At 65.6% G+C, this 26767-nt stretch carries 27 protein-coding genes and 1 tRNA gene; 11 read left to right on the top strand and 17 right to left on the bottom strand.

Annotated features, from left to right (window positions below):
- Position 1: 1 nt before the first annotated feature.
- The 7 genes from prcB to ACEN9K_RS11780 form a co-directional block, all read right to left on the bottom strand.
- Complete coding sequence (prcB, locus tag ACEN9K_RS11810) at positions 2–823, bottom strand: proteasome subunit beta (RefSeq protein WP_018771119.1); 822 nt, start codon at positions 821–823, stop codon at positions 2–4.
- Positions 824–903: 80 nt separating this feature from the next.
- Entirely contained in the window at positions 904–1107 is a 204-nt protein-coding gene (locus ACEN9K_RS11805; protein ID WP_018761343.1) for a ubiquitin-like protein Pup, read from the bottom strand.
- Between the two features lie 84 nt (positions 1108–1191).
- The gene (dop, locus tag ACEN9K_RS11800; protein ID WP_018771120.1) at positions 1192–2865 is read right to left on the bottom strand and encodes a depupylase/deamidase Dop; all 1674 of its coding nucleotides are present in this window, start codon (positions 2863–2865) and stop codon (positions 1192–1194) included.
- The gene (gene arc, locus ACEN9K_RS11795; protein ID WP_018771121.1) at positions 2862–4613 is read right to left on the bottom strand and encodes a proteasome ATPase; all 1752 of its coding nucleotides are present in this window, start codon (positions 4611–4613) and stop codon (positions 2862–2864) included. The genes dop and arc overlap by 4 nt, the downstream gene beginning before the upstream one ends.
- Before the next feature lie 82 nt (positions 4614–4695).
- On the bottom strand, positions 4696–5760 hold the full coding sequence (locus ACEN9K_RS11790; protein ID WP_018771122.1) for a tRNA (adenine-N1)-methyltransferase: 1065 nt from the start codon (positions 5758–5760) through the stop codon (positions 4696–4698).
- Between the two features lie 96 nt (positions 5761–5856).
- Positions 5857–7062, bottom strand: coding sequence for a site-2 protease family protein (locus ACEN9K_RS11785; protein WP_018771123.1), 1206 nt, complete (start codon positions 7060–7062; stop codon positions 5857–5859).
- Positions 7055–7786 (bottom strand): HAD family hydrolase, encoded by a 732-nt coding sequence (locus tag ACEN9K_RS11780; protein WP_026266054.1) that lies wholly within the window; start codon positions 7784–7786, stop codon positions 7055–7057. The genes ACEN9K_RS11785 and ACEN9K_RS11780 overlap by 8 nt, the downstream gene beginning before the upstream one ends.
- Positions 7787–7937: 151 nt before the next feature.
- On the opposite strand from ACEN9K_RS11780, the gene ACEN9K_RS11775 reads away from it, so the two are divergent.
- Positions 7938–8843 (top strand): PAC2 family protein, encoded by a 906-nt coding sequence (locus tag ACEN9K_RS11775; RefSeq protein ID WP_495634449.1) that lies wholly within the window; start codon positions 7938–7940, stop codon positions 8841–8843.
- Between the two features lie 76 nt (positions 8844–8919).
- Here ACEN9K_RS11775 and mshC read toward each other — a convergent pair whose 3' ends face one another.
- Entirely contained in the window at positions 8920–10197 is a 1278-nt protein-coding gene (mshC, locus tag ACEN9K_RS11770) for a cysteine--1-D-myo-inosityl 2-amino-2-deoxy-alpha-D-glucopyranoside ligase (RefSeq protein ID WP_056390347.1), read from the bottom strand.
- 15 nt (positions 10198–10212) lie between these two features.
- Positions 10213–11046 (bottom strand): undecaprenyl-diphosphate phosphatase, encoded by an 834-nt coding sequence (locus ACEN9K_RS11765; RefSeq protein WP_018771127.1) that lies wholly within the window; start codon positions 11044–11046, stop codon positions 10213–10215.
- A gap of 51 nt (positions 11047–11097) precedes the next feature.
- On the opposite strand from ACEN9K_RS11765, the gene ACEN9K_RS11760 reads away from it, so the two are divergent.
- The gene (locus ACEN9K_RS11760) at positions 11098–12033 is read left to right on the top strand and encodes an aldo/keto reductase (protein ID WP_018771128.1); all 936 of its coding nucleotides are present in this window, start codon (positions 11098–11100) and stop codon (positions 12031–12033) included.
- A gap of 18 nt (positions 12034–12051) precedes the next feature.
- Here the strand turns inward: ACEN9K_RS11760 and ACEN9K_RS11755 are convergent, their stop codons facing one another.
- On the bottom strand, positions 12052–12318 hold the full coding sequence (locus tag ACEN9K_RS11755; protein ID WP_018771129.1) for a hypothetical protein: 267 nt from the start codon (positions 12316–12318) through the stop codon (positions 12052–12054).
- 40 nt (positions 12319–12358) lie between these two features.
- Between ACEN9K_RS11755 and ACEN9K_RS11750 the strand changes: the two genes are divergently transcribed.
- Complete coding sequence (locus tag ACEN9K_RS11750; RefSeq protein WP_018771130.1) at positions 12359–12592, top strand: DUF5703 family protein; 234 nt, start codon at positions 12359–12361, stop codon at positions 12590–12592.
- 24 nt (positions 12593–12616) lie between these two features.
- Here ACEN9K_RS11750 and ACEN9K_RS11745 read toward each other — a convergent pair whose 3' ends face one another.
- Positions 12617–13777, bottom strand: a complete 1161-nt coding sequence (locus ACEN9K_RS11745; RefSeq protein ID WP_056390344.1) for an acyl-CoA dehydrogenase family protein — start codon at positions 13775–13777, stop codon at positions 12617–12619.
- A gap of 11 nt (positions 13778–13788) precedes the next feature.
- Positions 13789–15093, bottom strand: a complete 1305-nt coding sequence (locus tag ACEN9K_RS11740; protein WP_377204820.1) for a M20/M25/M40 family metallo-hydrolase — start codon at positions 15091–15093, stop codon at positions 13789–13791.
- Between the two features lie 169 nt (positions 15094–15262).
- Here ACEN9K_RS11740 and ACEN9K_RS11735 point away from each other — a divergent pair.
- Positions 15263–15345 (top strand) — tRNA-Leu (locus ACEN9K_RS11735).
- 427 nt (positions 15346–15772) lie between these two features.
- Here ACEN9K_RS11735 and ACEN9K_RS11730 read toward each other — a convergent pair.
- A complete protein-coding gene (locus tag ACEN9K_RS11730; protein ID WP_056390337.1) occupies positions 15773–16234 on the bottom strand; it encodes a GatB/YqeY domain-containing protein in 462 nt (153 codons plus the stop codon).
- Positions 16235–16533: 299 nt separating this feature from the next.
- Between ACEN9K_RS11730 and ACEN9K_RS11725 the strand changes: the two genes are divergently transcribed.
- Together ACEN9K_RS11725 and ACEN9K_RS11720 are read left to right on the top strand one after the other, a co-directional pair.
- Positions 16534–18132: a phospholipase D family protein gene (locus ACEN9K_RS11725; protein ID WP_495635703.1), complete on the top strand. Its 1599-nt coding sequence runs from the start codon at positions 16534–16536 to the stop codon at positions 18130–18132.
- Positions 18133–18181: 49 nt separating this feature from the next.
- Positions 18182–19207: an NADPH:quinone reductase gene (locus ACEN9K_RS11720; RefSeq protein ID WP_478223441.1), complete on the top strand. Its 1026-nt coding sequence runs from the start codon at positions 18182–18184 to the stop codon at positions 19205–19207.
- A gap of 14 nt (positions 19208–19221) precedes the next feature.
- Here ACEN9K_RS11720 and ACEN9K_RS11715 read toward each other — a convergent pair whose 3' ends face one another.
- From ACEN9K_RS11715 to ACEN9K_RS11700, 4 genes are all read right to left on the bottom strand, one after another.
- On the bottom strand, positions 19222–19413 hold the full coding sequence (locus ACEN9K_RS11715) for a three-helix bundle dimerization domain-containing protein (protein ID WP_018771136.1): 192 nt from the start codon (positions 19411–19413) through the stop codon (positions 19222–19224).
- A gap of 152 nt (positions 19414–19565) precedes the next feature.
- The gene (locus ACEN9K_RS11710) at positions 19566–19790 is read right to left on the bottom strand and encodes a hypothetical protein (RefSeq protein WP_018771137.1); all 225 of its coding nucleotides are present in this window, start codon (positions 19788–19790) and stop codon (positions 19566–19568) included.
- 74 nt (positions 19791–19864) lie between these two features.
- A complete protein-coding gene (locus ACEN9K_RS11705) occupies positions 19865–20836 on the bottom strand; it encodes a glycosyltransferase family 9 protein (RefSeq protein ID WP_478223372.1) in 972 nt (323 codons plus the stop codon).
- The gene (locus ACEN9K_RS11700) at positions 20833–21975 is read right to left on the bottom strand and encodes a glycosyltransferase family 9 protein (RefSeq protein WP_134164742.1); all 1143 of its coding nucleotides are present in this window, start codon (positions 21973–21975) and stop codon (positions 20833–20835) included. Before ACEN9K_RS11700 ends, ACEN9K_RS11705 begins: the two co-directional genes overlap by 4 nt.
- A gap of 204 nt (positions 21976–22179) precedes the next feature.
- Here ACEN9K_RS11700 and ACEN9K_RS11695 point away from each other — a divergent pair, with 204 nt between their 5' ends.
- The 5 genes from ACEN9K_RS11695 to ACEN9K_RS11675 all read left to right on the top strand — a co-directional run bounded on the left by ACEN9K_RS11695 (position 22180) and on the right by ACEN9K_RS11675 (position 26758).
- A complete protein-coding gene (locus ACEN9K_RS11695) occupies positions 22180–22482 on the top strand; it encodes a DUF4193 domain-containing protein (RefSeq protein WP_018761323.1) in 303 nt (100 codons plus the stop codon).
- A gap of 150 nt (positions 22483–22632) precedes the next feature.
- Positions 22633–23385, top strand: a complete 753-nt coding sequence (locus ACEN9K_RS11690) for a M50 family metallopeptidase (protein WP_144599734.1) — start codon at positions 22633–22635, stop codon at positions 23383–23385.
- 20 nt (positions 23386–23405) lie between these two features.
- On the top strand, positions 23406–24458 hold the full coding sequence (locus tag ACEN9K_RS11685; RefSeq protein WP_495634448.1) for a glutathione S-transferase family protein: 1053 nt from the start codon (positions 23406–23408) through the stop codon (positions 24456–24458).
- A 44-nt stretch (positions 24459–24502) separates the two neighbouring features.
- The gene (locus tag ACEN9K_RS11680; protein ID WP_018771142.1) at positions 24503–25612 is read left to right on the top strand and encodes an EstA family serine hydrolase; all 1110 of its coding nucleotides are present in this window, start codon (positions 24503–24505) and stop codon (positions 25610–25612) included.
- A gap of 93 nt (positions 25613–25705) precedes the next feature.
- Positions 25706–26758, top strand: coding sequence for an FUSC family protein (locus ACEN9K_RS11675; protein WP_018771143.1), 1053 nt, complete (start codon positions 25706–25708; stop codon positions 26756–26758).
- Positions 26759–26767: the final 9 nt, after the last annotated feature.

Genomic DNA, 26767 nt, shown 5'->3' with positions numbered 1-26767 from the left:
CTCAGGCCTCCCGTCCGGCGATGGTGCGCGCTTCGATCACGCTGCGCGAAGCAGCCGCGAGTTCGGCCTCGGGCACCCGGCGGGCTCCCGTCCTGTCCACTGTATAAACCACGGGCCACAACTGCCGGACGGTATCCGGGCCGCCCGTGGCGGAATCGTCGTCGGCGGCGTCGTACAGGGACTCCACGGCGACGGACAGCGCCTCAGCCGGGGTGAGGTTGGGCCGCCAGAGTTTCTTCAGGGCTCCGCGGGCGAAGACGGAACCGGAACCCACGGTATGGTGTTCGTGTTCCTCGTACCTGCCCCCGGTGACGTCATAGGAAAACAGCCGTCCGACACCGGCGCTGGTGTCGAACCCTGCAAACAGGGGCACCACGGCAAGGCCCTGCAGGGCCATGGGAAGGTTGCCCCGGATCATGGCCCCCAACCGGTTCGCCTTGCCTTCGAGGCTGAGCTGGGTTCCTTCAATCTTTTCGTAGTGCTCAAGTTCAACCTGGAAGAGCCGCGTCAGGTCGATCGCTATTCCGGCTGTGCCGGCTATGCCAAGGACAGAGAAGTGGTCTGCCGGGAAGACCTTCTCGATGTGCCTGCTGGCAATGATGTTTCCCATGGTGGCGCGCCGGTCGCCCGCCATCAGGACACCGCCGCCGTAACTCATGGCCACGATCGTGGTGGCGTGCGGAACCTGCAACGGCGCAGCCCCGGACACGCCGCCCTGGAGGGACCGGCTAAAGGGCAGTAGCTCGGGCCGGTCCCGTTGCAGGTGCTCCGTAAAGGACGAGGTGGCGTTGGCGGCTACCTGGTTGGCGGTTGATTCCTGCACTCATCACTCCTTGAACGTGGTACTTCAACGTCGGTACAGATTCCGGCCGTCCGCGGCTTCCGCCACCTTCCGGGTCCGGGTTACTGGCCGCCCTTTTGCACGAATGCCCGGACGAACTCTTCGGCGTTGGATTCCAGGACGCCGTCGATTTCGTCGAGCAGGTCGTCCACGCCTTCGGTCGACGCCGAAGCCTGCGCCTCGGGCGGTGCCGGGGGTGCCTCGGGGATGTCGTCTTCGACCTGGCTGTCGCGTGACTGCGGCTGCTGCTGCTCCTGGCCTGCCATTGGATTCCCTCCTTTTTCCTCCGGTGGATCCGGCGGATCCTCCGATATGCCCATCCTGCCACGGGACGGGCGTTCCGGCGCGGTTTACGCCGCAGGCGGAGTACTGTTGTGTCCCAGCAGTTCGCCGAGGAACGGTCCCGCTTCCCGGTAGCGCTCAAACAACGCTCCGGTCAGGGCTTTGGTTCCCCTCAGTGGTTCCCTGGTAGGCACCCGCTGAAGCCGTCCGTAACCGGGCACGTCGAAGATGACCGAGTCCCAGCTTGCCCCCACCACATCCTTGCCGAAGCTGCTGATGCACTTTCCGCGGAAGAAGGCCCGGGTGTCGGCGGGGGGCTCGGCCACGGCAGCGGAGATGGCAGCATCGTCCACCACGCGCTGCATCCGGTTCCTGGACAACAGGCGGTAGTAGAGGCCTTTCTCCGGCCTGATATCGGACCACTGGAGATCCACCAGGCCAAGCCGGGCATCGCTCCACTCCAGTCCATCACGCTGGCGATACCCATCAAGCAGGGTAAGTTTCGCCAGCCACTCCACGGAACTGGCAGCCGCGGCCCTGTCACTGTCCAGTTGGGTGAGAACGGCAGCCCACCGTTCCAGGACCTCGTGTGTGTGCCCGTCACCGTCCACGGCGTCACCGACGCCGGTGTCCTGGGCGAGTTTGGCTGCGGCTTCGTGGTACATCCACTGAAGGTCCAGCGCCGTGACCCGCCGTCCGTCCAACAGGCGCAGCTTTGCTGTCAGCGAGGTATCGTGACTCACCGTTTTGAGCGCTGCCACCGGCTCGTAGACTTCGATTTTGGGGGCGAGCCCTGCCTCAATGAGGCTCAGGACCATGGCCGTGGTGCCGAACTTCAGGTAGTTGGACACCTGGCTGAGATTGGCGTCACCGATGATGACGTGCAGGCGCCGGTACTTGTCGGCGGTGGAATGGGGCTCGTCGCGGGTGTTGATGATGGGCCGGCGGATGGTGGTTTCCAGGCCGACCTCGGCTTCGAAGAAGTCGGCCCGCTGGCTGACCTGGAAGCCCGGGGTTGAACTGTCCTGTCCTATCCCGAGCCGCCCGGCCCCGCAGACCACCTGCCGGCTGATGAAGAATGGCGTGAGCCCGCGGACAATGTCGCCAAAAGGGACCGAACGGGGCATGAGGTAGTTCTCGTGCGAACCGTAGGACACGGACTTGTTGTCCGTGTTGTTCTTGTAAAGGTTGACCGGCGGGAGCGCCGGGTCCGCCGCCAGCCGGCGCACGGCCGCCAGCCCCACAAGGTCGCCGGCAGCGTCCCAGGCCACAGCGTCCCGTGGGTTGGTGACCTCGGGGCTTGAATACTCCGGATGGGCGTGGTCAACGTACAGCCGGGCCCCATTGCCCAGGACCATGTTCATGAGCAGCGTCCCCGACTCGTCCTGGCCGTCCAGTTCGAGTTCCTCGCGCCCGTAGGCCAGGGCCACCGCCTCCGCGTCAAGCACTGGTGGCTGGTCGGTCAGCTGGGTGGGGTGTGCAGCTCCCCGGTCCACGGTCCAACCCCGGGCATCGTGCAGCGGCTCTTCGTCGGTATAGTCCCAGCGGGTCTCGGCCCCGCCGGCCGCCCGCTGCCTGGTGACCTGGGCATAGGCCTGCACCACCCGCGCGCTCATCATGGTGGCGTTGGCCGAGGGTGCGGAGGGGGCGTGGATGCCGTATTCGGTTTCCGCCCCCATGACCCGCATGGCCCCGCCGACGGGGAGCGCTTCCCCGGCAGCGGGTCCCTTTGCACCCGTCATAGATACTGTCCCGTGGTCGGCATCGTCTCGATGGACTTGCCCGGTTCCTGGCCGGCCTTGCCCTGGACGATGGTGCGGATGTAGGTGATCCGTTCGCCCTTTTTGCCGGAGATGCGTGCCCAGTCGTCGGGGTTGGTGGTGTTGGGCATGTCCTCGTGTTCGCGGAACTCGTCCACCACAGCGCGCAGCAGGTGCTCGATCCGGAGGCCCTTCTGGTGCGTGGTCAGCAGGTCCTTGATGGCGTACTTCTTGGCCCGGTCCACCACGTTCTGCACCACGGCGCCCGAGTTGAAATCCTTGAAGTAGAGCATCTCGGTGTCACCGTTGGCATAGGTGACCTCCAGGAACTCGTTGGACTTATCGGTGGAGTACATGGCTTCGACCGTGCGCTGGACCATGGCGTCAACCGTGGCCTGGACGTCGCCGTTGTGCTCTGCGAGGTCCGATTCGTGGAACGGCAGGTCCGGCGTGATGTATTTGTTGAAGATGTCCGCGGCGGCTTCGGCATCGGGACGCTGGATCTTGACTTTGACGTCCAGCCGGCCGGGCCGGAGGATGGCGGGGTCGATCATGTCCTCACGGTTGGATGCGCCGATGACGATGACGTTGTCGAGGCGTTCCACGCCGTCGATCTCACTGAGGAGCTGGGGCACGATGGTGGTTTCGACGTCGGACGAGATTCCGGTGCCGCGGGTGCGGAACAAGGAATCCATTTCGTCGAAGAAGACCACTACGGGGCTGCCGTCCGATGCCTTTTCCCGGGCGCGGGAGAAGATCAGCCGGATGTGCCGCTCCGTTTCGCCCACGTACTTGTCGAGGAGTTCAGGGCCCTTGATGTTCAGGAAGTAGCTCTTCAGGTCCACGTTCCCGGACCGCTCGGCGGCGCGGGCAGCGAGGGAGTTGGCGACAGCCTTGGCGATGAGGGTCTTGCCGCAGCCCGGAGGCCCGTACAGCAGGATGCCCTTGGGCGCCTTCAGGCCGTGCTCCCGGTAGAGGTCGGGGTGCAGGAACGGCAGTTCCACCGCGTCCCTGATCTGCTCGATCTGGGGGCCAAGGCCGCCGATGTCCTCGTAGGTGATGTCCGGAACTTCTTCCAGGACCAGGTTCTCCACCTCGGAGCGCGGCACCTTCTCGAGTGCGTAGCCGGTCCGCGAATCCACGGAGAGGGCGTCGCCCACCCTGAGCTTCTCGGCCTGCAGCGCGCCGGAGAGCCGGACCACGCGTTCTTCATCGGCCCGGCCCACCACCAGGGCCCGGTCCCGTCCCAGCATCTCCTTCAGGGTGGCCAGCTCGCCGGCGCGCTCATAGCCGAGCCCTGCAACGATCAGGAGGGCTTCGTTGAGCAGCACCTCCTGGCCTACCGCCAGCTGGTTGATGTTTACCAGGGGGCTGATGCCCACCCGCATCTTCCGGCCGGCGTTGAAGATGTCCACCGATTCCTCCGTGGCAGCCTGTCCGCTGTTGCCGGGGGAAGGCTGCCGCTTTGGGTTGATCTGGAGGATGGTGCCGAAGCTGTACGGCGGCTGTCCTTCCTGGTCAAGGGCGTTTTTCAGCCGGAGAATCTCCGCCTTGGCCGTCTCAAGCATGCTGACCAGCTTGGTGTTGTTCTGCGTTGCCGCTGCCAACTGGCGGTCGATGTGCCTGAGCTTGTCCCGAAGTATGTTGACCTGGCGGTCAGCAACCGAGAGGTCGTTGGCGGCAGACTGCTCTGCCGGTGTACGTCCGGAGTCCTGGTTTGGTGTCTCCATGATGTATCAGCCCCTTCCTGCGCTTCTCTTAAGACATTAGTCCCAAGATGCCGGGTAGGGATGGAGACTCCCGAAATGTGGACTAGTTCGTAACCTCGGGCGTGTCCACCACATTCGTTCCGGCGATGGCGTCCCGGGCTGCCCGCCGCAGCTTCTTGTCTGACACCGCCCGCTCCCCTACAGCACCGGGAGTCCAGGCATTGACATCCTCTTCGTTGAATTCGGTCTTGGACGGCCGCCGCTTGACCGAGATGCCCGTCACACCGTCGGCGAGCCGGCGGGTGACCAGCAGGAACCCGGTGTGGGCCACCATCCGGTGGTCCGGCCGGACCGCGAGACCCTCAAGGTGCCAGCCGCGGACCAGCGATTCCCAGGCGTCAGGTTCAGTGAAGCGGCCGTCGGCGCGGATCGCCTCGGCCGTACGGGAGAGCTGGGTGACCGTGGCTACGTAGTTGATCCAGACGCCGCCGGGCGCAAGCACGGTGGCGACGGCGTCGAGGCATTCCCAGGGCGCCAGCATGTCCAGGACCACGCGGTCCACGGAGCCGGGCTCTTCAGCCTTGACCACTTCCTCCTGGAAGTCGCCGAGCGAGATCTGCCATGCAGGATGCGGGCCGCCGAAGATGGTCTCCACGTTTCCCCGGGCGATGTCCGCAAACTCTTCACGCCGCTCGAAGGAGTGCAGGTAGCCGTTGTCCCCCACGGCGCGGAGCAGGGAGATGGACAAGGCACCGGAGCCGACGCCGGCCTCCACCACGCGGGCCCCGGGGAAGATATCCGCCATGGTCACGATCTGGCCGGCGTCCTTGGGATAGACCACGGCGGCGCCGCGCGGCATGGACAGCACGAAGTCGGACAGCAGCGGGCGCAGGGTCTGGTACTGCTGGCCGACGTTGTTCACCACAACGGAGCCGTCCACCTTGCCGATGATCTCATCGTGGTTCAGGAAGCCCCGGTGCGTATGGAAGGCGCCACCGCGTTCAAGCGTGATGGTATTCATGCGGCCACGTTCGTCGGTGAGCTGGACACGCTCGCCTTCCCTGAAGGGGCCGCGGCGACGGGCGGCTCCCACCGGCTGCGAGCCGCTGGCGGCAGCACCGGCTTGCGCTGCTCCGGTGGCGTCGTTGACGGCAGTTTCGCTGCTCATGATGTTCCTCGCTCCTGTAAACCTTTTGTGCCGCGGCCAAAGTGCCCACGGATATTGTGGCCCCTGGCGGCGGCAATGCACGACCGGCAGGTAACTCTACCGGTTCTGGCCCTGCGGGTGCCTATCGGTGCGCTGGCGCCTCCCTGTGATGGCCGCGAGGACAACGTCCTGGGTGAGCAGCCCGGTGACTTTGCCATTGTGGTCCACCACTGCGTAGTGCCGTCCCTCAACCTGCGAAAGAAACTGGATCAGCTCCTGCCCCTTGGACCACTCGGGAACATAGGCTCCCGCAGCCAAGGGAAACGAAATGGCGGTGACTGGCGTCGAATCGGCTGCGGCGTCGGGCACCGAGGCCAATGCGCCGGGGTCCACCACACCCTGCGGCCGGCCGTCCGGTCCGCACACCACCACGGACTTCGTTCCTTCTGCCGCCAGGCGGAGGGCGTCACGGACAGTGCCCGAGGCAGGCACCCCAACGGCCGGCGTCGACAATCCCGCTGCGCTGACCAGCGGCAGCCGTGCCCGCAGCGTGCCCTGCTGGATGGAAGCCGAGGCACCCATCCACAGGAAGCCGCCCACCAGGATGGTGATCATCAGGAGGCTGAAGTCCGGCTGGTCGCCGGCGAGGTAGGGGCGAAGGAGGAACCAGTAAGCGATCGCCAGGACGATGATGCGCCCACCCCAGCCGGCTGCCACGGTTCCTTTCGCCTGGCTCCCGGTGGCCTTCCACACGATGGATTCGACAATGCGCCCACCGTCCAGCGGCAAGCCCGGCAGGACATTGAAGACGGCGATGAGGAAGTTGGCCCACATGAAGATGTTCGTCAGGATCTCGGCGACACTTCCCAGGCTGTTGGTGCCCAGGACCAGCCAGGCTCCGCCGGCGAGGACAAAATTGGCCGCCGGTCCGGCCAACGCCACCAGGACGGACCGGCCGGGGGAAGACGTGAAGCTCTCGAACTGGGTGTGCCCGCCCCAGAGGTTGAGGACGATCTTCTGGGTGGGCCATCCGTAGATTTTCGCCGTGAGGGCGTGCGCGAGTTCATGGACCAGCACCGAGAGCAGGAGCAGGACGGCGTAGGCGAAGGCCACGAGATAGGCGCTCATGCCCAGCATGGGGTTGTTCCGCGCCAACACGGGCCCGTACGCGATGACGGTGAAGGCCGCGATCACAAACCAGGAGTAAGCAAGCACGACAGGAACGCCGGCAATGCGTCCCAGCGGGATGCCGTCACGGCGTCGTCCCGTGGTGCCCGGCGGGGTGCCCGGTTCGGTGTCCCGCTGAGTGCCTGGATCAGCCACGGGAGTCACCAGCGGCGGTGGCGGCCGGCACCGTTGCCTGCGCCCCGGGGAGCAGGGCTTCAAGCTCCACCAGGCCGCGGCCGGCCAGGGAGTCCCAGAGTGCGTAGCTGCCGTCGTCGGGCAGTGGAACGATGTGCGGGACAGCCACCGTGGCGACGCCGGAGGCTACGGCCGCGGCCACGCCCGGTACGGAATCCTCGAGGGCAACGCAGTGGTGGATTCCGAGATCAGGATCGCTTTCCTGGAGCAGTTCGACGGCGGTCAGGTAGGCCTCGGGGTGCGGTTTGCCCTGGGTCACGGTGTCACCCGTGACCAGGACTTCAAAGTAGGGGCGGGGAAGGCTGGCCACCACTTGGCGGGCCAGCGGCCCCTCGGACATGGTGACCAGGGCGCAGCGCACGCCTGCCAGGTGCAGTTCTTCGAGGAGTTCCCGGGCGCCTGGGCGCCATGGCACCTGCTGCTGGACGCTGCTGATGACCTGGGCGGTCAGGGCGTCGATGATCTCGCGGATTTCCAGCTCGACGCCTGCCTGCTGGAGCAGGCCGGCGGAGAACGTCAGTGATTGGCCCACCAGTTGCATGGCCTGGTCGTGGCTCCAGGTGCCGCCATGGGCCTCCACCAGGGCACGCTCCGCGGCAATCCAGTATGGCTCGGTGTCCACGATGGTTCCGTCCATGTCCCATAGGACAGCTTTGAGCGGGGAACCGGTGGCAGGAAATCGCATGACGCCAGTCTACGGGGCGTGGCTGGGCGGAGGCTGTGGGCTACGCCCTTGGCGAATATGACGCAGGCGGGGTGCCCTTTGCGCCGGTTAGCGGCGATTCGCGGCGCTTCATTCCATGCACGAGTGCGCACCTTGGACGTAGGGTGAAGAAATGAATAGCTTCGAGGGAGACACCGCCGAACAAGGTGCCGGACCCGAGCGGGAACGGTTCCTGCAGCCGGTGGCTGACGGACAGCGCGTAACCGTAATGCTTGCCGCCTTTGAAGGGTGGAACGACGCCGGAGAGGCGGCCAGCGATTCGCTGCGGTACCTGAACAAGTTGTGGGGTGGCAAGAAAGTCGCATCCATTGATGCGGACGAGTACTACGACTTCCAGTTCACGCGCCCCACGGTCCGCAGGAACTCTGCCGGTGAACGCAAGATCAAATGGCCTTCCACCAGGATCTACAAAGCCTCGGCGCCCAACTCCAACGTGGACGTCATCTTTGTGCAGGGAACCGAGCCGTCCTATAAATGGCGCGCTTACACCGCGGAGTTGCTGGTCCATGCAGAGGCTTTGAAAGTGGACTACGTGGTGCTGGTGGGTGCACTGCTGGCGGATGTTCCGCACAGCCGCCCCATTCCGGTCAGCACGTCGTCCGATGACGCCCAGCTCCGGGAACGCATGAACCTGGAAGCCTCGCAGTACGAAGGCCCGGTGGGGATCGTGGGGGTCCTGTCCGAGGTGGCACTGCTGGCCGGGCTCCCCACCGTATCGTTGTGGGCCGCGGTGCCGCACTACGTGGCACAGGCCCCCTCCCCCAAAGCCCAGCTTGCCCTGCTGCACCGCATCGAGGAACTGCTGCAGGTGCCGCTGGACACCCACGAGCTGGTGGAGGAGGCGGACGCATGGGAGCGCGGCGTCGACGAGCTGGCCACCGAGGACCCGGAAATTGCTGCCTACGTCCGGCAGCTGGAGGAAGCCAAGGACACCGCCGACCTTCCTGAGGCCAGCGGCGAGTCCATTGCCCGCGAATTTGAGCGGTACCTGAAGCGGCGGGGCCAGGACCGGCCCTGACATTAAAAGGGACAGGGGCCGGGCCGGGAGGAATCCCGGCCCGGCCCCTGTCTGTTTGCTGACGTGGAGCCGAAGCCTAGAGCCGGATGCCAAGAAGGGCGTCCACCGCGTCCCTGACCAGGCTGCTGTCGGCGGGGCTGGCGGCAGCACCGCCGTCGTTCGCTGAACGTGCCCAGCGCGAGACTGCGGCGACTGCGGCGGGCGCGTTGAGGTCCGCTGCCAGCGCCGCCCGCATGTCGGCCAGCAGTTCGCGGCCCGAACCTTCCGGGGCGTGGTCGAGGGCCTTCCGCCACGCTGCAAGGTCTGCCTTGGCAGCGGTGAAGCCTTCATTCGTCCAGGACCAGTCGGAACGGTAGTGGTGGGCCAGGATGGCAAGGCGGATTGCTGCCGGGTCTTCACCGGCGGCGCGAAGCCTGGAGACCAGCACCAGGTTGCCCTTGGACTTGCTCATCTTCTCCCCGTCGAGCCCCACCATGCCGGCGTGTGCGTAGTGCCGGGCAAGCGGTACCCCGGCCAACGAGTATGCATGGCCGGCACCCATCTCATGGTGCGGGAAGATGAGGTCCGAACCGCCTCCCTGCACCGTGAAGGGCGAGGGCAGGTATTTTTGGGCGATCACTGTACATTCGATGTGCCAGCCGGGCCTGCCCGCGCCCAGGCTTCCACCGGGCCAGCTTGGCTCGCCGGGCCGTTCCACCCGCCACAGCAGCGGATCAAGGGCCTGCCGCTTCCCGGCGCGGCCCGGGTCTCCGCCGCGTTCGGCAAAAAGCTCCAGCATGGTGCTTTCGCCAAGGTGGGAGATGCATCCCAGGGACCAGGCATCAGGTGCCGTTGACTGCTTGCCGGCCGCTTCGACGTCGTAATAGACATCCCCGTCGGGTTCCCCGTTGCTGCCGGGAACCTGGTAGGCCAGCCCCAGGCTGACCAGCCGCTCCACCTCGGGGACGATGAGGCCAATCGACTCCACGGCGCCAACGTAATGGTCCGGCGCCAGGACATTCAGCGCCTCCATGTCCGTCTGGAAAAGTTCAACCTGCTCCGCCGCGAGGTCCTGCCAGTCGACTCCGGTGGCAGTGGCGCGTTCCAGCAGGGGATCATCCACGTCCGTGACGTTCTGCACATAGGAGACCTCGCTGCCGGCGTCCCGCCACGCGCGGTTCAGCAGGTCAAAGGCCACATAACTGGCGGCGTGGCCCATGTGGGTTGCGTCGTAGGGAGTGATGCCGCAGACGTACATGGACGGCCGTGCTTCCGGTTCCAGCGCCACTTCGCGGCCTGCCGCGGTATCGAACAGCCGGATGACGGGCATGTTTCCGGGCAGGGCAGGAACGGGGCGGGAAGTCCAGGATTTCACAAGCCAAGCCTAGTCCTAGGCGCTGATGACGCCGAAACCGAGCAGGAGGTACAGGGCCAGCCCCAGGAAGATCCGGTACCAGACAAAGAGCCGGTAGCTGCGCGTGGATACGAACTTCAGGAACCAGCCGATGATGACATAGCCCACCACCAGGGCGATCACGGTGGCAAGGGCAGTTTCCGGCAGGCCGAACGGGCCGGAGATGCCTTCCTTGGTCACCACCTTGTAGAGCTGGTACAACCCGCTGCCGAAGACCGCGGGGATGGCGAGCAGGAAGGAGTACCGTGCGGCGGCTTCGCGCGTGTAGCCCATCAGCAGGCCCGCGGTAATGGTGCCTCCGGAGCGGGAGACGCCGGGAATCAGTGCCAGGGCCTGGGCCAGCCCATAGAGGATGCCGTGCTTGTAGGTCAGGTGCGCCAGGTCCCGTTTCTGGGCCCCCACGGCGTCGGCCACGGCGAGGAAGAGCCCGAAGACGATCAGCATGGTGGCCACGATCCACATGCTGCGCAGTACCGATTCGATCTGGTCCTGGAAGAGCAGGCCCAGCACGATGATGGGCAGGCTGCCCAGGATCACCAGCCAGCCCATGCGGACGTCGGGATCCTGCCGCGGCACCTTGCCGGTGAGGGAGCCGGCCCAGGCTTTGACGATCCGGACGATGTCGCGCCAGAAGAAGATCAGCACGGCGGTCTCCGTGCCGAGCTGGGTGATGGCCGTAAAGGCCGCCCCCGGGTCCTCCGCGTTGGGAAGGAACTCCCCCACGATCCGCAGGTGTGCGCTCGATGAAATAGGTAGAAATTCGGTCAGTCCCTGCACAAGGCCCAGCAGGGCCGCTTCAAACCAGTTCACGCTAAGACCCTACGGCATGGCGGTGGTGCATCTGCCCGTAAGCTTGCTGCTATGCAGCAGCGTTACGTCGGCAACAGTGGATTGCGAGTTTCCGCCCTCTCCCTGGGCACCCGGTCCTGGGGTGGGGAAACTGACGAACAGGACGCGTCCGAGTTGCTGCGTACCTTCCTTGATGCGGGCGGCCGGCACGTGGACACATCGGCGTCGTATGCGGGCGGGGGCTCGGAGGCCATCCTTGGCTCACTCCTGGGTGATGTGGTGTCCCGCACCGAAATTTCCATCTCCACCAAGGCAGGGATGACGACGCCGGACGGGCGGCGCGCGGTGGACACGTCACGCAATGCGATGCTCACCGGACTTGATGCGAGCCTGGCCAGGTTGGGCACGGAATATGTGGACCTCTGGTTTGCTGAGGCCTGGGACGGCAACGTTCCCCTCGATGAAACGCTGGCTGCGCTGGAATTTGCGGTACGCACCGGCCGGGCGCGGTACGCCGGAATTTCGAACTTCAGGGGCTGGCAGGCTGCGAAGGCCGCAGCCACCAGCAGTGTGCCCCTGGTTGCCGTCCAGGCGGAATATTCATTCCTTCAGCGGACGGCGGAGGCGGAACTGATCCCTGCCGCGGAGGATGCCGGGCTTGGGCTGATGGCGTGGGCTCCGCTGGGCCGCGGCGTCCTCACCGGGAAGTATCGCGGCGGCATCCCCGCCGGGTCACGCGGGGCGTCGGCCAGCGAATCGGCCTACGTGGAGCCTTACCTGGAGGAGAAGCCGTCGCGCATCGTGGATGCGGTATGCATGGCGGCCAACGGCCTGGGCCGGACTCCCCAGGACGTCTCACTGTCATGGCTGCTGTCACAGCAGGGAGTTGCCACCGCCATTGTCGGCGCCCGCACGCCGGTGCAGTTGAAGGAACTCCTGGACGTCCAGCCCGCACCGCTGCCACCGCAGATTGCGCGGGCTTTGGAGGATGTCTCCGCCGCCTTCTGAGTTCCTGCCCCGGCGCGGCTATTCCTCGACGATTTCCAGGTCCTCGTCCTCGTCCACGTCGGCTTCCTCGTCCTCTTCGTCCTCGTCGTCAAAGACCTGCAACGGGGTGACCTCGTTGTAGGCCTCGTACAGCGCGTCCTCGTAAACTTCGAAGGCATCGGCCACTGCGAAAAAAGCTGCCTCAACGGAGGGGTCACCGTCCCCGCGGCGGTTCGATGCTGCTATAAGGTGTTCTTCCAAAGCGGTGGTCAGGGACGAAAGCGCGACACGCGGATCGATGCTCATGACTTCACGTTAGCCGGAAAAGGACGAAAATGGAGAGCAAATGAAGGAACAATTTCTCACCAGCTCGGTCCAGCGGGAACGGGATTATTTGCGGCAGTACGAGTACCTCGTGCTAACCGTCAGCCCTGATGATTCCCTGCCGGAGGCACGCCGCCGCCTGGTGGAACACTCCGAATACGGCAAGTGGGAACTGGAACGCAGCAAGCTGTACGTGGGCGGCGGCAGGCGCTTTTGGCTGCGGCGCCGGGTGATGCAGGTCCAGCGGACCGTTTAGGAGTCGTGTGATCCAGCGGACCGTTTAGTCCTCCAGCGGGCCCAGCCAGGCGTTGGCCACCGTGTTGTGGGCAGACTCGTCGTCGGAGGGGTGGAACATGCCGGCAAGCACGTCGCGGTAGAGCCGTTCCAGTTCCGAACCCCTGAAGTAGCTCGATCCCCCGCTGACGCGGATGGCCAGGTCCACAACGCGCCGCGCCGTTTCGGTGGCATTCACTTTCAGACCCACCAGTTTGGGGAACCACTGGTTCCCGTGGTCGGCCAGGGCATCGACGTCGGCGGTGACAGCCCTGAGCTGTGGGTAGAGGTTGTCCATGGCCATGGCTGCCTCAGCAACTTTCCAGCGGATGTCAGGGTCCTGCGCGTAGCTGCGTCCGCCGTTCTTGAAAGACGTGCGGCGCTTTACAGTTTCTACACCCACGTGCAGCGCCCGTTCGCCCAATCCGGTGTAGACGGCGGCCAGGAGGCTTTCGAAGCACGCGAAAATCGCGAACACCAGCGGGTCGGCGTTGGGACCCACGGGCAGCTTGCGGAAGATCCGGTCCGGCGGAACGGTCGCACCATCAAGGACAGTGGTGGCGGACTGGCTTGCGCGCATGCCCAGGGTGTCCCAGTCGTCCATGATCCGGTAGCCGGCCGCTTCACGGTTGATGAACCCGTGGACGAGTTCCCCGGAACCGTCCCGGGCTGCGGCGTCCTTTCCGAAAATCCCCAGCCGGGTCCACGCCGGCGAGAGGCTGGTGAAGATCTTGGTCCCGGTGAACGAGTAGCTTCCGTCCGGATAAGGTGTGGCCGCGGTCCGTGAGTCGAAGAGGACTGAGTCGTTGCCGGCCTCCGAATTGCCGAACGCGAAGACCTCGCCCTGCGCCGCCTCCTCGAGCACGAAGGCCAGGGAGTGGTCGCCGCGGGCTGCGAGGACGTGCGCGACGCCGGTCCACACCAGGTGCATATTGACGGCAAGCGCGGTGGCAGGGGCCGCCGTTGCCAGCCTGCGCTGGCACTGCGCTGCCGCCTCGAGCCCAAGCCCCGCGCCGCCGTCGGGCACTGGAATGAAAAGCTTCAGGTACCCTGCAGCCGCAAGCTCCTGCAGGTCCTCGTGGAAGAAGGCGTTGTCCCGGTCGTATCCTGCGGCGCGGCCGCGGATGCGTTCCAGGAGCCCGTCCGGCAGCAGGTCCTCTGGAGTCACGGCAGGTCCCCTCAGTAGTTGGTGAGCAGGGTGTTCAGCACCCGGGCACCGAACTTGAGGGAGTCCGCCGGCACACGTTCGTCCACGCCATGGAACATGCCGGTGAAGTCCAGCTCCTCGGGGAGCATCAGGGGCGCGAAGCCGTAGCCGGTGATGCCCAGGCGGCTGAGCGACTTGTTGTCCGTGCCGCCGGACAGTGTGTAGGGCAGCACTTTTGCACCGGGGTCCTCCTTGTGGAGGGCATCAATCATCGAGTCCACCAGGTTGCCGGCGAACGGGACCTCCAGCGAGACGTCGTTGTGGACGTAGCTGACGTCCACTCCACTGCCGGCAAGCTCGCGCACGATCTCAAGGACCTGCTGCTCCTGGCCCGGCAGCGTACGGCAGTCAACCAGGGCCTCGGCAGACTCGGGGATGACGTTGTGCTTGTAACCACCCTTGAGGAGCGTGGGGTTGGTGGTGTTCTGCAAGGTGGCGCCGACGAACCGGGCCACGGTGCCAAGCTGGTTGAGCAAGAGCTCCGGGTTGTCGGCGTCGAACTCCACGCCGGTGAGTTCGGTCACTCCATCAAGGAACTGGCGGGTGGTGGGCGTGAGTTCAATGGGCCACTTGTATTCGCCGATGCGGGTTACGGCGGCGGCGAGGCGCGTGACAGCGTTGTCCGTGTTGATCTGCGAGCCGTGGCCGGCCCGGCCGTGGGCCACCAGCCGCAGCCACGAGATGCCCTTCTCCGCCGTCTGCAGCAAGTAGGTCCGCTGGCCGCCGATTGTTGCCGAGAAGCCACCCACCTCCGAAATGGCCTCCGTGGCGCCCTCGAAAAGTTCCGGGCGGTTGTCCACGGCATAACGTGCGCCATAGACGCCGCCGGCTTCCTCGTCAGCGAAGAACGCGAAGATGATGTCCCGTTTGGGTTTCCTGCCCTCCCGGGCAAAACCCCGCAGCACAGAAAGAATCATGGCGTCCATGTCCTTCATGTCGACGGCGCCGCGGCCCCAGATCAGGCCATCCTTCAGTTCCGCGCCGAACGGGTCCACAGACCACTGGTCACGCAGGGCGGGGACCACGTCCAGGTGGCCGTGGACCACCAGGGCGCTGGCGGAAGGGTCCTCCCCTGCCATCCTGGTCACGACGTTGGCGCGGCCAGGGGCGGATTCGAAGATCTCCGCCTCCAGGCCCACTTCCTCGATAAGGCCTGCCGCATACTCTGCTGCCGCCCGCTCCCCAAGTCCTGACCCGTCGCCGTAGTTGGAGGTGTCGATCCGGATGAGTTCCTGGCAGATCCGGACAACTTCATCCTCGGGCAGGACGTCAGGCATTGGTGGCTCCTTGGTAGGGAATGACTGGTTGGCACGAGCTGAATCGCTGCCCTCAGCCTACCTACTTGGCTCGATTCGTTGTTCCCGGAAAGTCATGTTAGAGTTTTTCTCGCTGCTTCGGAGAGGCGCGAAACGCTGAAAAGCGCACACGCTTCCCGGAATACCACCTGCGCGGGTGGCGGAATGGCAGACGCGCTAGCTTGAGGTGCTAGTCCTCGAAAGGGGGTGGGGGTTCAAGTCCCCCTCCGCGCACAAGAGTGGTGAGTAGAGTCACCACCGTAAACACCCTGGTCTTCGGACCGGGGTGTTTTTCTTTGTGCTGATTCCGGGCCGGAGCTTCGGGCCGAAGGCGTTTGCCGCACTGAGCGCGCAGGGGCGTTCCGGAAGTTATAACCGCGGCGGCTACTGCGTGCCAGTCTTGAGCGAAACTTGCGGCCAACGTGGGCTGTCATTTAGGAACGGGTTTTACCGTTAAGGACAAGATCCTGCCGCTGGGGCAGGGTCTTATACATGGGGACAGGGCCGGCGGCCATGGCATCTCTGAGACCGGATGCCGCCCCCCAACCGCCGCCGGCCCATACCCCCTGCAGGACGTCAGGCGCGCGCTGTAACCCAACGCGGCGCCCGATGACTTTCCAGGGACGGCAGGCCGTTCGGGGAAACGCCCAGGGGAATGCCATCACGCCAAACGGGCCTTCACGATCTCGCTGATGGCCTTGCCGTCGAAGCGGCCGCCGATTTTGGGGGTTACTGATTTCATCACTGTGCCCATGGAACGCATCGTCAGTTCGGTTCCGTCCGCCTTCAGGCCGGCGATAACCTCGTCCACTATGGCTTCGGCTTCCTGGCGGGTCAGCGCTTTGGGCAGGTAGGCCTCAATGACCTCAGCCTCGGCGATCTCTGCCTGCGCCCGGTCATCGTGACCGGCCGCCGAATACGTGGCGGCGGTGTCCCGGCGCTTGGCCGCTTCCTTTTGCAGCAGCGCCGTGACCTGCAGGTCGTCGAGCTCGACCGGCGTCTTGCCGGACTTCTCCCGCGTTTCGATTTCGCCCAGGACGTTGCGCACAGTGGTCAGGCCCAGCTTGTTGCCGGCCTTCATGTGGACGATGACATCGCCCTTCAGTTTTTCCTTCAGTGACATGGACCTGACTCATTCCTTCGTTGGTTATGGAGCTGGTTGGTGATTGAGCTGTAGGTACGGCGTGGCTCTTGGAGCGGCCTTATCCCGCCCTGCGCATCGCGCCGGTGCTTGCCGCCGCCGAGTGGACTGCAGCAGGGAGGATCTTGCCCAAGCCTATTCCCGACGTGGCAGTGGAGCGTTGCTGGTTTCAATCTGTCTGGAGCCGTCTGCACGGGGCGGAGGTAAACGCACGGGCGTAGGTTAGTTTGGAAACGCAGTGGCCTGCCCCCGGGCCCCGGAAGGAGCGCCACGTGGACAGCATGGTTGGCAAGTGGTTTCTGAATCAGGCTGAGCGGGGAAACCCTGCCTCCGACGTCCAAGGGGCTGGTACGGAATCCGGCCCCTGGTCTGAAGGAAACCTGGTACGTCCCCTGATTCACGGAGCAACATACTTCTCCAGGCTGCATGAGGAGCTGTCTGCGCTGCAGGCGGGAGACCAGGTATGGTTCACCGACTGGCGTGGCGATGCCGATGAGCAGTTGGAGGCGAACGGTACGACCATTGGCGCGAAGCTCGCCGGGCTGGCCCGGTCCGGCGTGGAGGTACGGGGCCTCGTCTGGAGATCCCATGGTGAGCGCGTGTCGGCCCCTATCAGTGGCCGCTCCAACGAACTTCTCAGCCGGAAGATCAACGACTCCGGCGGGGAGGCACTGTTGGATCAGCGCGTCCGCCTCTTCGGCTCGCACCATCAAAAACTGGTGGTCATCCGCCGGCGTACCGATCCTTCCCTCGATGTGGCGTTCGTGGGGGGACTGGACCTCTCACACAGCCGCCGTGATGACGCCGGCCATGCGGGAGACCCCCAGGCAGTGGAGATGGATTCCCGTTACGGGCAGAGGCCCCCATGGCACGACGCCGCCCTTGAGCTGCGCGGCCCGGTCGTTGCAGATGTGCTGGCCGTATTCGCTGAACGGTGGAACGATCCCCACCCGCTGGACCGGCGGACCCCGTACCGGATGCTGTTGCAGCGCCTGGCCCGGATGCCCAGGCACCCCAAGCCGCTCCCCGAGTCCGCTCCTCCCCCACCTCCGGCAGGCCCGCACGCCGTGCAGCTGCTGCGCACTTACGGCCTGAAGCATCCGCCATTCCCCTTCGCCCCACACGGAGAACGGACCATAGCGAAGGCTTATGCAAAGGCGTTCGCCCAGGCCCGTTCGCTCATCTACATCGAGGACCAGTATCTGTGGTCAACAGAGGTGGCAGCGGGGATCGCAGCCGCCCTGCAACACAACCCCGGGCTGAACGTGATCATCGTGGTTCCCAGGTACCCCGACACGGATGGCTTTCTCAGTGGACCGCCCAAGCGCTTGGGGCAACTGCGCGCCATCGGCATGCTCCGCCGGGCCGCGCCGGACAGGGTGGGCATATTCGACCTGGAAAACAGCCAGGGAACCCCGATCTACGTCCACGCCAAGATCTGCATCATCGACGACACCTGGTTCACCTGCGGATCAGACAACTTCAACCGGCGCTCCTGGACCACTGACAGTGAGCTCACCTGCGCCGTGATGGACACATCCGCCGACGGCATGCTGCCTGCAGACTCCGGCACCCTGCCCACCCGGCCACTCGCCACGGAGCTGAGGCTCCAGCTCTGGGCCGAACACCTGGGCCTGGAGCTGGACGACCCACAGCTCCAGGCCACCACCGCAGGACTGGAGCTGTGGAACAGCACCGCCGATGCCCTGGACCAGTGGCACCGGGCCGGCCGCAGTACGCCCCGACCGCCAGGGCAGGTGCGCCACCATGCCACGCAACCCGTCCGGCCACTCCATCGCCTCTGGGCGGATCCGGTCTACCGCTTCATCGTCGATCCGGACGGCCGCCCCCGGGGTCTCCGCGGCACGGACCGCTTCTAGCGGTTAGGTTGGAGCGGTAAGGGATGAGCATCCGGACATGGGAGAAGACGTGAAGGCAATCGTGTACCAGGCAACGGGTCCCTCCTCGGTGCTGCAGCTCCAGGACAGGCCATTGACGGAGCCAGGTCCCGGTGAGGTCCGGGTCCGGCTGGTGGTGTCCGGCGTGAACCCCACGGACTGGAAGTCTCGTGCCGGAACGGGTGGCAGGAAACTGGACGTCACCAAGGTTCCCAACCAGGACGGAGCCGGCGTTATCGACCAAGTGGGCGCAGAGGTGGCGGGTTTCAGCCACGGCGACCGTGTCTGGCTCTGGGACGTGGCGTGGGGCAGCAACGAAGGTACGGCGCAGGAGTACGTCGTGGTGCCGGCCCACAAAGTTGTGGCACTTCCCGACGCCGAATCCTTTGACACCGGCGCCTCGCTCGGGATTCCGGCCCTCACGGCCCACCGTGCCCTGACATCGAATGAGGACGGTCCGGCCACGCTCTCGCCCGGCGCCCTGGCGGGTCGAACCGTGCTGGTCACCGGCGGTGCAGGCGCCGTGGGCCATGCTGCCATCCAGCTGGCGCGGTGGGCCGGTGCTACCGTCATCACAACCGTCAGCGGAGAACGGAAAGCCGAACTCGCCCGCCGCGCAGGCGCCGGGACGGTCATCAACTATCGGAAGGACGACGTCGTCCGCGCCGTTCAGGAGGCAGCGCCCGGTGGGGTGGACATCATCGTGGACGTCAACGCGCCGGCGAACATCGATGCCGACCTGCACGTTCTCAAGCCTGGCGGGACCATCTCGATTTACGCGGCCAACCCCGGAGAATCGCTCACGGTTCCGATCCGCGAAAGCATGACCAAGAACGTCCGCTACCAATTCATCCTCACCTACACGGTCACGGACGGGCAGAAAGAGAAGGCAGTAGCCGGCGTTGCCGAGGCACTCGCAGCAGGTGCCCTTCGGGTAGGCGAGGAACATGGGCTGCCTCTTACCCGGTTCACCCTTGAGGACACTGCGGCGGCCCACGATGCCGTGGAGCAGGGAACCATCGGAAAAGTGCTTATCGACGTCGCGCCGGCACCCTGAAAAGCCCCTGCGCCTTACCTGGCCAGGCGGTCCCTGGCAGCATGTTCAACCAGGACCGGTACGAACGCGCGGACCCTGCCTGCATCCAGCAGGCTGTGCTCCTGCTGCACCACATCCTCGATGCGTTCGCGGGGCAGTGCGGGAAACCTTGCCGCAAGCCGGTCCACCACGTCAGTCAGTGCCCGCAACTCTTCGCTTACTCCCATCGGGAAAGTGTCAGGGTTCCGAAGAAGCCCGTCAAGACTTGACTGGCAGGCAGCAGCGCAACACCGTCAACGGACGACGGCGGGCGCCAGGCCGGGTGCGGTATGCCGGCCGGGTGCTCCACGCCGATGCACCCGGGCACGTCCCGCCGTCGTCAATGCGGGTGCAGCCTACGCGAGTGCCGGTCCCGTCCTTGGGGATGGGAACCCGCCGCGACGGGGCGATACTCGATCCGCCGCTTCTCCGTCCGGAGGTCGCGCCGTTCCTGCCGGCGCGCCTTCCTTTCGGGGCGGTCAATGGCAGACAGGATGGTCAGCGCCACGATGACCCACAACAACGCCGTCCCCAACACCAAGGCAATTTCCAGCTCAGTGCTCATGCACACAATTTTAGGCCCCCGGGACCCAAGCCCACCCCTGCAGACCCACACTATGGGTCGCAAATCCGCAGCGCTTACAGCAGGCCCAGCTCCCTGACCGCAGCCATGACGTCGGGCACCTGGATTGCCAGCAGCGCGGGGTCCGGCTGCGCCGCGAACGTGTCCCCGCGCCGCAGCTCCGTGCGGGTCAGGACCACATGGGGCCCAGGGGGCGGACCCCAGATTTCGGGTGGGGCCGGACCAAAAAGCACCACGGAAGGAGTGCCGTAAGCGGATGCCAGGTGGGCGGCGCCCGTGTCGGCGGAAACCACCAGGCGTGCGGCGGCGATGGTGGCCGCGAACTCTCCGAGGCCCAGGACGCCGGCCAAGACGGTGGTCCCCGGGAGCCCCGCAAGGCGGCACACTTCGTCAGCGCGTTCCCTCTCCCCTGCGCCGCCGGTGAAAACCACCTGGTGGCCGGCTTCCGCGAGGGCCGCTGCCACCGCCGCGAAGCGGTCCGCCGGCCACAGCCTGCTGCCATAGGCGGCCCCGACATGCAGGACTGTCGCACCGGGGACGGGGCTGGGGACGTGCGGCGTATTCAGCTTTACGTCCAGTGGATCCGCCTCGATGCCATGCCACTCCAGGAGCTTTACCCAGCGTTCGCGTTCGTGCAGTTCCGGCCGCCACGGCGGGCCGTCCCGGTGGGCGCTTCGGTGGCCAACCGTATGCCTGGCTTTCAGCGCCTCAATCCTTCCCTGGCTCTCCGGGCCGCTGCCGTGCAGGTTGACGGCAACGTCCACTACGCCGGGTTCCATCGCCAGCGGCTCGTCCAGCCCATGCGTAGGGAACAGCTCATAACCGCCCACCAGCCCCAAAGCTTCTGCCAGCCATCCCTGCGCCGCATAGCGCAGCCGGTGTTCGGGAAACGCCCGCCGGATACCCTTCAGGGCAGGTACGGCCACCAGCAGGTCGCCAAGCTTCAGGGCGCGCAGGACCAGTAATTCCGGTTTGCCGTCAGCGGGAAGCGGATCGGTGGCAACGCCCGCCGTCCCGGTTCCGCTCATGCGTCCTGCTTTGCGTAGGCCGTGGCGGTGAGGCTGCGGACATCCTCGTACACCTCCGGCACCCCGATGCCCGCTACCGCAGAATCGTCATGGGCGCAGCGGGGTGCCGTCCAGCCAACCTGGGTCACGTCTATCCCGCACGTGGGGCATGCCGTCACCCAGGAGGCATGCACGCGGTGCAGGCTCCTGCCCAGCGCTCCGGCGTTGATCACGTTCCCGGCCCAAAAGATGCCGACCGTGGGAACGCCCAGGGCCTGGGCAAGGTGCCGTGGACCGCTGTCGTTTGCCACCACAACGCCGGCTTCCGCCAGCAGGGCCACAAGCCCTGCCATGTCCAGTGCGCCGGCTGCGGAATCGACGGCCGCCGATCCGGCCCGGGCCGCGATCGCCTCCGCGAGGTCCTGCTCGCTGCTGTCACCGATAATGACCACCCGCGAGCCGTCCGCTGCGCAGGCAGCGGCAAGTTCGGCGAACTTGTCAGCAGGCCAACGACGGCGGGGGTCGGTGGCGCCGGGATGGATCACCACCAGCGGCTGGCCGGCGGCGCCGTCTAGGGCTTCGTGTGCGGCTCCCCCGCCGGCGGGCGCCAGCCGGGCTTCGAGATCGACCGGGAAGGCACCAGCGAACCCGGCCACTTCCAAAGCCCTGAGTGGTTCGTGCTGATAGTAAAGGTAGGGGACGGTGCGCTCGAGGCTGGCTGCATCGGCAGTCCGGGTCCCGACGGTATGACGGGCGCCGAGCCTTAGCAGGAAGGGGTTTGAATAGCGGCCGCCGCCATGAAGCTGGACAGCCAGGTCGAAGGTGCGGCCCCGCATGTCGGCAAAGAAACGGTCCAGTTCAGCTGCCTCTTCCTGCCCAGGCCTGACTCCTTCGGCGAAAGGCAGGACCACCACTTCATCCACGGGGCTTTTCACCGCCTCCAGCAGCGCCTTGTGGATTGGTGTTCCCAGCAGCGTGATGGTTGATCCCGGATAAGCCACCTTCAGTGCCGCCATGGCCGGGATGGCGAAAATCAGGTCGCCCAATCCTCCGCCGCGCAGGATGACAATCCTGGACACGTCGGTGAACTTCTCCAGCACAGGACCGACGCCCACGCCGATTTGTCCTGCACCGCCGAACTCTGCGGTGAGTTGTTCCACACACTGCCCCTTCCGTCATGCAGGGGGACCAGTACCCTGTCCCCCCACTGCCCACGCGGCCGCAATGCGCTCCTGGAACGTGCGGCTGCTCCTTAGGACCTTTACCCAATAGGCGGCGGATTCACGCTCACTGTTGGGGAATACCCTCCCGATGCTGTACGTTTCATACCCGACAGCCAATCAAAGAAAAGAGAAGCACCTAAAGTGGCAACCGATTACGATGAACTGCGTTCCGACGTCAAGGAATCGCAGGACAACTCACTCGAGCAGCTCCAGTCAGCAAATGCTCCCGACGCCCGCAGTGTTGTGCAGGAGTTGGACGAGGCTGACGGACTGGACGGCGCCGGCGTCCCTGGCGGCGAATTCGTCGCTGAGGAGCTCGTAGTCCAGGTCATCCCGCAGGCTGAGGATGAGTTCACCTGCTATTCCTGCTTCCTGGTCCGCCACCGGTCCCAGATCGCCCGTCAAAAAGACGGCCACAGCTACTGCACTGAGTGCGAAGGCTAGTCGGGAACCTTTCGGGCAGCGATTCGCACGTCCCACCAACGCCGAAGGCACGCCGCAACGGGCGTGCCTTTCGACTTTAAGCCTTCGCCCAGCTGGGGTGCGTAGCGTTGGAGTAGGACATTTACGACGCCAACCGGCAGCCAGGAGGCAATGTTGGACAGCTCCGCGAGCTTGTGGAACACCTTCAGTGCGGCGTTCGCGCAGGCAAACGTACCCAACGTCACCTGGATCGAGATGCTGTTGTCCGTGGCGGCAGCCATCGGTCTGTCCATACCCCGCCGCAGCTGGCGCTACTTCGGGCTCCTCGCTACCACCACCCATGAGCTGGGTCACGCGTTCGCGGCCTTGACGTCCGGTCAGCGGCTGTCGGGAATCCGCCTCAGGCTTGACCATTCCGGAACCACCACCACTTACAGCAGGAGCCGGCTTGCAGCAGCATGGTCCTGTTTCTGGGGATATCCGGTACCGGCTATGGTCGGTGCCGCTTTCGTCTGCTGCGGCCTTGGCGGGTGGGGCCCGGCTGCCATGGCCGTGAGCCTGTTGGTCCTGGCCGCGTCGCTGATCTTCCTCCGCAACCTTGCCGGTTTCATCATCACTGCCGCCGCCATCGCCGGCGCGGCTGCCCTTACCTTCCTTGCACCGGCGCCAGTCGTGGGGCATGTGGCCGTCATCTTCGGTCTTGCACTCCTGGTGGCTGCTGTGCGTGACCTGCTCAAACTCACGAACGTCCACATCCGGCGTCGTGGAAGCCTTGGCAGCTCCGACGCCTACCTTCTGTACCGCGCCACCTCCGTCCCCTCCGGAGTCTGGATTGCTTTGTTCACCCTCCTGGTTGCCGGAGCGTGGCTGGTTGCCTGGCAGCCCGTCTCGGCGATCCTCGCGGAAGGTGCCTGGAACGGATAGCCGGCGCATAGGCTTGTGGCATGAGCCAGGAAACGCACAGCACCCGTGGAGCCTATGTGACCGGCGGCACGGAGTTCACCCGGGACACCAATTACATCGAGGACCGGATCACCAGGGATGCCTCCCCCGGCAGCAAGGGCGAGCCGGGGTGGCCGGTGGAAGCCGGGCGCTACCGCCTCATCGCCGCCCGTGCCTGCCCGTGGGCAAACCGCACCGTCATTGTCCGCAGGCTGCTGGGCCTGGAAGAAGCGATTTCCCTGGGCCAGCCCGGCCCTACCCACGACGCTCGCTCCTGGACGTTCGACCTGGATCCCGGCGGAGTGGACCCCGTCCTCGGCATAGAGCGCCTCCAGGAGGCCTACTTCAAACGGTTCCCCGGCTATCCGCGGGGAATTACCGTACCTGCCATCGTGGATGTACGCAGCGGTGAAGTCGTGACCAACAACTTCCCCCAGATCACCCTCGACTTCTCGACCGAGTGGACGGAGTTCCACCGGGCAGGTGCGCCGCAGCTCTACCCTGGACACCTCCGCGACGAAATTGACCAGGTAAACAAGCGCGTCTTCACGGAGGTCAACAACGGCGTCTACCGCTGCGGTTTCGCCGGTTCCCAGGAAGCCTACGACTCGGCGTACGACCGGCTGTGGACTGCGCTGGACTGGCTTGATGACCGCCTGTCCCGGCAGCGCTATTTGGTGGGCGACACCATCACCGAGGCGGATGTGCGCCTGTTCACCACGCTTGCCAGGTTCGACCCCGTGTACCACGGCCACTTCAAGTGCAACCGGCAGAAACTCAGTGAGATGCCGCATCTGTGGGGCTATGCACGGGACCTGTTCCAGACGCCGGGTTTCGGGGACACTATCGACTTTGTGCAGATCAAGCAGCACTACTACATCGTGCACGAGGACATTAATCCCACGGGCATTGTTCCGGCCGGTCCGGACCTGGGCGGTTGGCTGGAGGACCACGGCAGGGAATCGCTGGGGGGCCGGCCGTTTGGAGACGGCACGCCGCCCGGGCCGGTCCGGCCAGGCGAAGAGGTTGCGCCGGGACACGGCGCGTTGCGCTAAACAAACCTCGGCCAGGAAATCGCTTTCCTGCCTACACTGAGGGCATGCAGACATCTCTTGGTTCCGTGGCGCCAGGGTACGAAAACGTCCTGGCCCTGTTTGAGTCGTTCCTCGCTGAGGACTCCCGGTACAGCGCACAACTCGCCTGCTACCACAACGGGATGCCGGTGGTGCGCCTCACGGGCGGCCCCGACATGGCTTCGGAAACCGTGACCGGGGCCTATTCCTGCTCCAAGGGCGTTGCCGCCATGGTCATCGCCCTGATGGTCCAGGATGGCGTCCTTGACCTGGATAAGGCAATGGTCCATTACTGGCCGGAATTCGGTGGCCACGGAAAGGACAGGCTGCTGGTCCGGGAAGCGCTGTCGCATCAGGCAGGACTGATGGGCGTTGAGGGCGGATTCCGCCTGGATGAATTCACCACGTCCGCGGCCGCGGCGCGCCTTGCCGCTGCCGCTCCCGCCTGGGAGCCCGGGCGGCAGTTCGGCTACCACGCCCTGACCATCGGAATCCTTATGGAGGAGTTGTGCCGCCGCGTCGCGGGCGAGTCGCTGCAGGCCATGTACGACCGCAGGATCCGGCAGCCGCAGGACGTGGATTTCTTCCTGGGGCTCCCGGAGGAGCTGGAGCCACGGTACAGGGACGTCCTCTATGAAGAAGATCCCGGCCAGGGCTGGGTTGATCCACTCAGCCTCGAAGGCATGAACAGCAATGCGCCGGTCAGCACCGTCATGGAACTGCCGAACATCCGCGCCGTCCGGGCGGCCGGAATGTCCGCCGCCGGCGGTGTGGGCTCCGCTGAGGGCCTGGCGCGGTTGTACGCCGCTGCGACCACAGGCGTCGACGGGGACAAACCGTTCCTGGCGGCCCGGACGGTGGAGGCCATGACCCGGGAACAGGTGTGGGGCCTGGACCGCTCTTCCGGCCTGGACAACGCGTTTGCGGTCGTCTTCATGAAGCCCCACCCTTCCCGGAACTTTGGCAGCCACCGGGCCTTTGGACACGAGGGCGCCAACGCGGCGCTCGGTTTTGCGGATCCGGCCTACGGGCTTGGCTTTGGCTACATTCCACGCCGCCAGGAGGAGGGCCGGACGCCGGGAAGGGCGCATCGCCTGGCCGCCGAAGTGCGGCGTTCCGCAGCCGGCTTGTCCTGACGGGCGCCCGGCCCTACTGTGGTCCGGATGGGCAACACTCAAGCACGACCGGATGCACGGTGGGCTCGGGGGACCCAACTTCTCAAACAATCGGTGGCGGGGCTCTCCGCTGCCTTTGCGGCGCAGCGCCTGCAGTTGGCTGCCAAAGCCGCGCTTGCCGCGGGCCTGGCGTTCGCCATCGCTCCGCTAATGCCGGGCGCGGCCTCGCACTATGCGTACTATGCGCCGCTGGGGGCCCTGGTGGCCATGTACCACAACGTCGCGGGCTCAGTGAAGCAGGGGGCGCAGGCCCTCGCCGGGCTGGCAATGGGAATCGGCCTTGCTTTCATTCTGGTCAGCCTTGCCCAACCCTCCCCGTTGACGGTGGCCCTGTTCATGGGAGTCGGCGTGCTCCTGGGCGGCTTGCCGGGTATCGGTTCGGGCCGTGACTGGATTCCGACGGCGGCCCTGCTGGTCCTGCTGGTGGGCGGAAGCAACGCGGACGATTTCTCCTTTGGCTACCTGGTCCAGATGGGTGCGGGCGTGGGCGTGGGGATCGCAGTCAATTTTCTGATCTTCCCGCCGCTGCATTTTGACGCAGCGGCTTCAAGCCTCGATGATCTTCGCCTCGCCCTTGGGCGGCAACTTACGGACATGGGGGCGGCGATTACCGAGAAGTGGCCTCCGGAGCACGAGGACTGGGCGCGCCGGTCGGACGAACTGGCCGAAGCAGCTCGATCGGTGCGGCATCTGGTCAAGGAAGCCGATGCCAGCCGCCGCGCCAATCCCAGGCGGAAGCTGCACCCCAGGGACGTGGACAGGGACTACCGCGACCTGCGGGAACTGGAGCGGGTCACTTTCCACATCCAGGACATGACGGACGTGCTCTCGGACGTCATCTGGGAAAGCGACGCCCCCTACGATATCCCCCTGCAGGACAGTGAACCGCTTGCTGCCGCCATCACGGCCACCGGAGAGCTGCTGGCGTCCTACAGCGAAGCTGACGAACAGACCCAGAAACACCGCTTCGCCGCCGCGAAAGAGGCGGTGGACGCCTGCATGGCGGCCGCTGCAGGCAGGGAGGCAACCCAAGGCACCGTCCCTGCCTCCGAATCGGTCCTCCTCAGCCTCCACCGGATCCTGCGGGCTGTCCGCCCGCAGGACTAGTCCTGGCGC

This window comes from Pseudarthrobacter sp. Pseusp20, from assembly GCF_059492155.1.
The sequence above is the reverse complement of the archived record's forward strand: the minus strand, read 5'-3'. Positions and strand labels throughout refer to the sequence as shown.

Excerpts from the sequence above, each read along its gene's own strand:
- ACEN9K_RS11685 (WP_495634448.1), top strand. The coding sequence starts at position 23,406 with ATGAGCCAGGAAACGCACAGCACCCGTGGAGCCTATGTGACCGGCGGC.
- ACEN9K_RS11755 (WP_018771129.1), bottom strand. The coding sequence starts at position 12,318 with ATGAGCATCGATCCGCGTGTCGCGCTTTCGTCCCTGACCACCGCTTTG.
- ACEN9K_RS11740 (WP_377204820.1), bottom strand. The coding sequence starts at position 15,093 with ATGCCTGACGTCCTGCCCGAGGATGAAGTTGTCCGGATCTGCCAGGAA.
- ACEN9K_RS11775 (WP_495634449.1), top strand. The coding sequence starts at position 7,938 with ATGAATAGCTTCGAGGGAGACACCGCCGAACAAGGTGCCGGACCCGAG.
- ACEN9K_RS11705 (WP_478223372.1), bottom strand. The coding sequence starts at position 20,836 with ATGAGCGGAACCGGGACGGCGGGCGTTGCCACCGATCCGCTTCCCGCT.
- dop (WP_018771120.1), bottom strand. The coding sequence starts at position 2,865 with ATGACGGGTGCAAAGGGACCCGCTGCCGGGGAAGCGCTCCCCGTCGGC.
- ACEN9K_RS11725 (WP_495635703.1), top strand. The coding sequence starts at position 16,534 with ATGGTTGGCAAGTGGTTTCTGAATCAGGCTGAGCGGGGAAACCCTGCC.
- ACEN9K_RS11760 (WP_018771128.1), top strand. The coding sequence starts at position 11,098 with ATGCAGCAGCGTTACGTCGGCAACAGTGGATTGCGAGTTTCCGCCCTC.
- ACEN9K_RS11780 (WP_026266054.1), bottom strand. The coding sequence starts at position 7,786 with ATGCGATTTCCTGCCACCGGTTCCCCGCTCAAAGCTGTCCTATGGGAC.
- ACEN9K_RS11750 (WP_018771130.1), top strand. The coding sequence starts at position 12,359 with ATGAAGGAACAATTTCTCACCAGCTCGGTCCAGCGGGAACGGGATTAT.
- ACEN9K_RS11690 (WP_144599734.1), top strand. The coding sequence starts at position 22,633 with ATGTTGGACAGCTCCGCGAGCTTGTGGAACACCTTCAGTGCGGCGTTC.
- ACEN9K_RS11805 (WP_018761343.1), bottom strand. The coding sequence starts at position 1,107 with ATGGCAGGCCAGGAGCAGCAGCAGCCGCAGTCACGCGACAGCCAGGTC.
- ACEN9K_RS11715 (WP_018771136.1), bottom strand. The coding sequence starts at position 19,413 with ATGGGAGTAAGCGAAGAGTTGCGGGCACTGACTGACGTGGTGGACCGG.
- ACEN9K_RS11680 (WP_018771142.1), top strand. The coding sequence starts at position 24,503 with ATGCAGACATCTCTTGGTTCCGTGGCGCCAGGGTACGAAAACGTCCTG.
- ACEN9K_RS11710 (WP_018771137.1), bottom strand. The coding sequence starts at position 19,790 with ATGAGCACTGAGCTGGAAATTGCCTTGGTGTTGGGGACGGCGTTGTTG.
- ACEN9K_RS11730 (WP_056390337.1), bottom strand. The coding sequence starts at position 16,234 with ATGTCACTGAAGGAAAAACTGAAGGGCGATGTCATCGTCCACATGAAG.
- arc (WP_018771121.1), bottom strand. The coding sequence starts at position 4,613 with ATGGAGACACCAAACCAGGACTCCGGACGTACACCGGCAGAGCAGTCT.
- ACEN9K_RS11790 (WP_018771122.1), bottom strand. The coding sequence starts at position 5,760 with ATGAGCAGCGAAACTGCCGTCAACGACGCCACCGGAGCAGCGCAAGCC.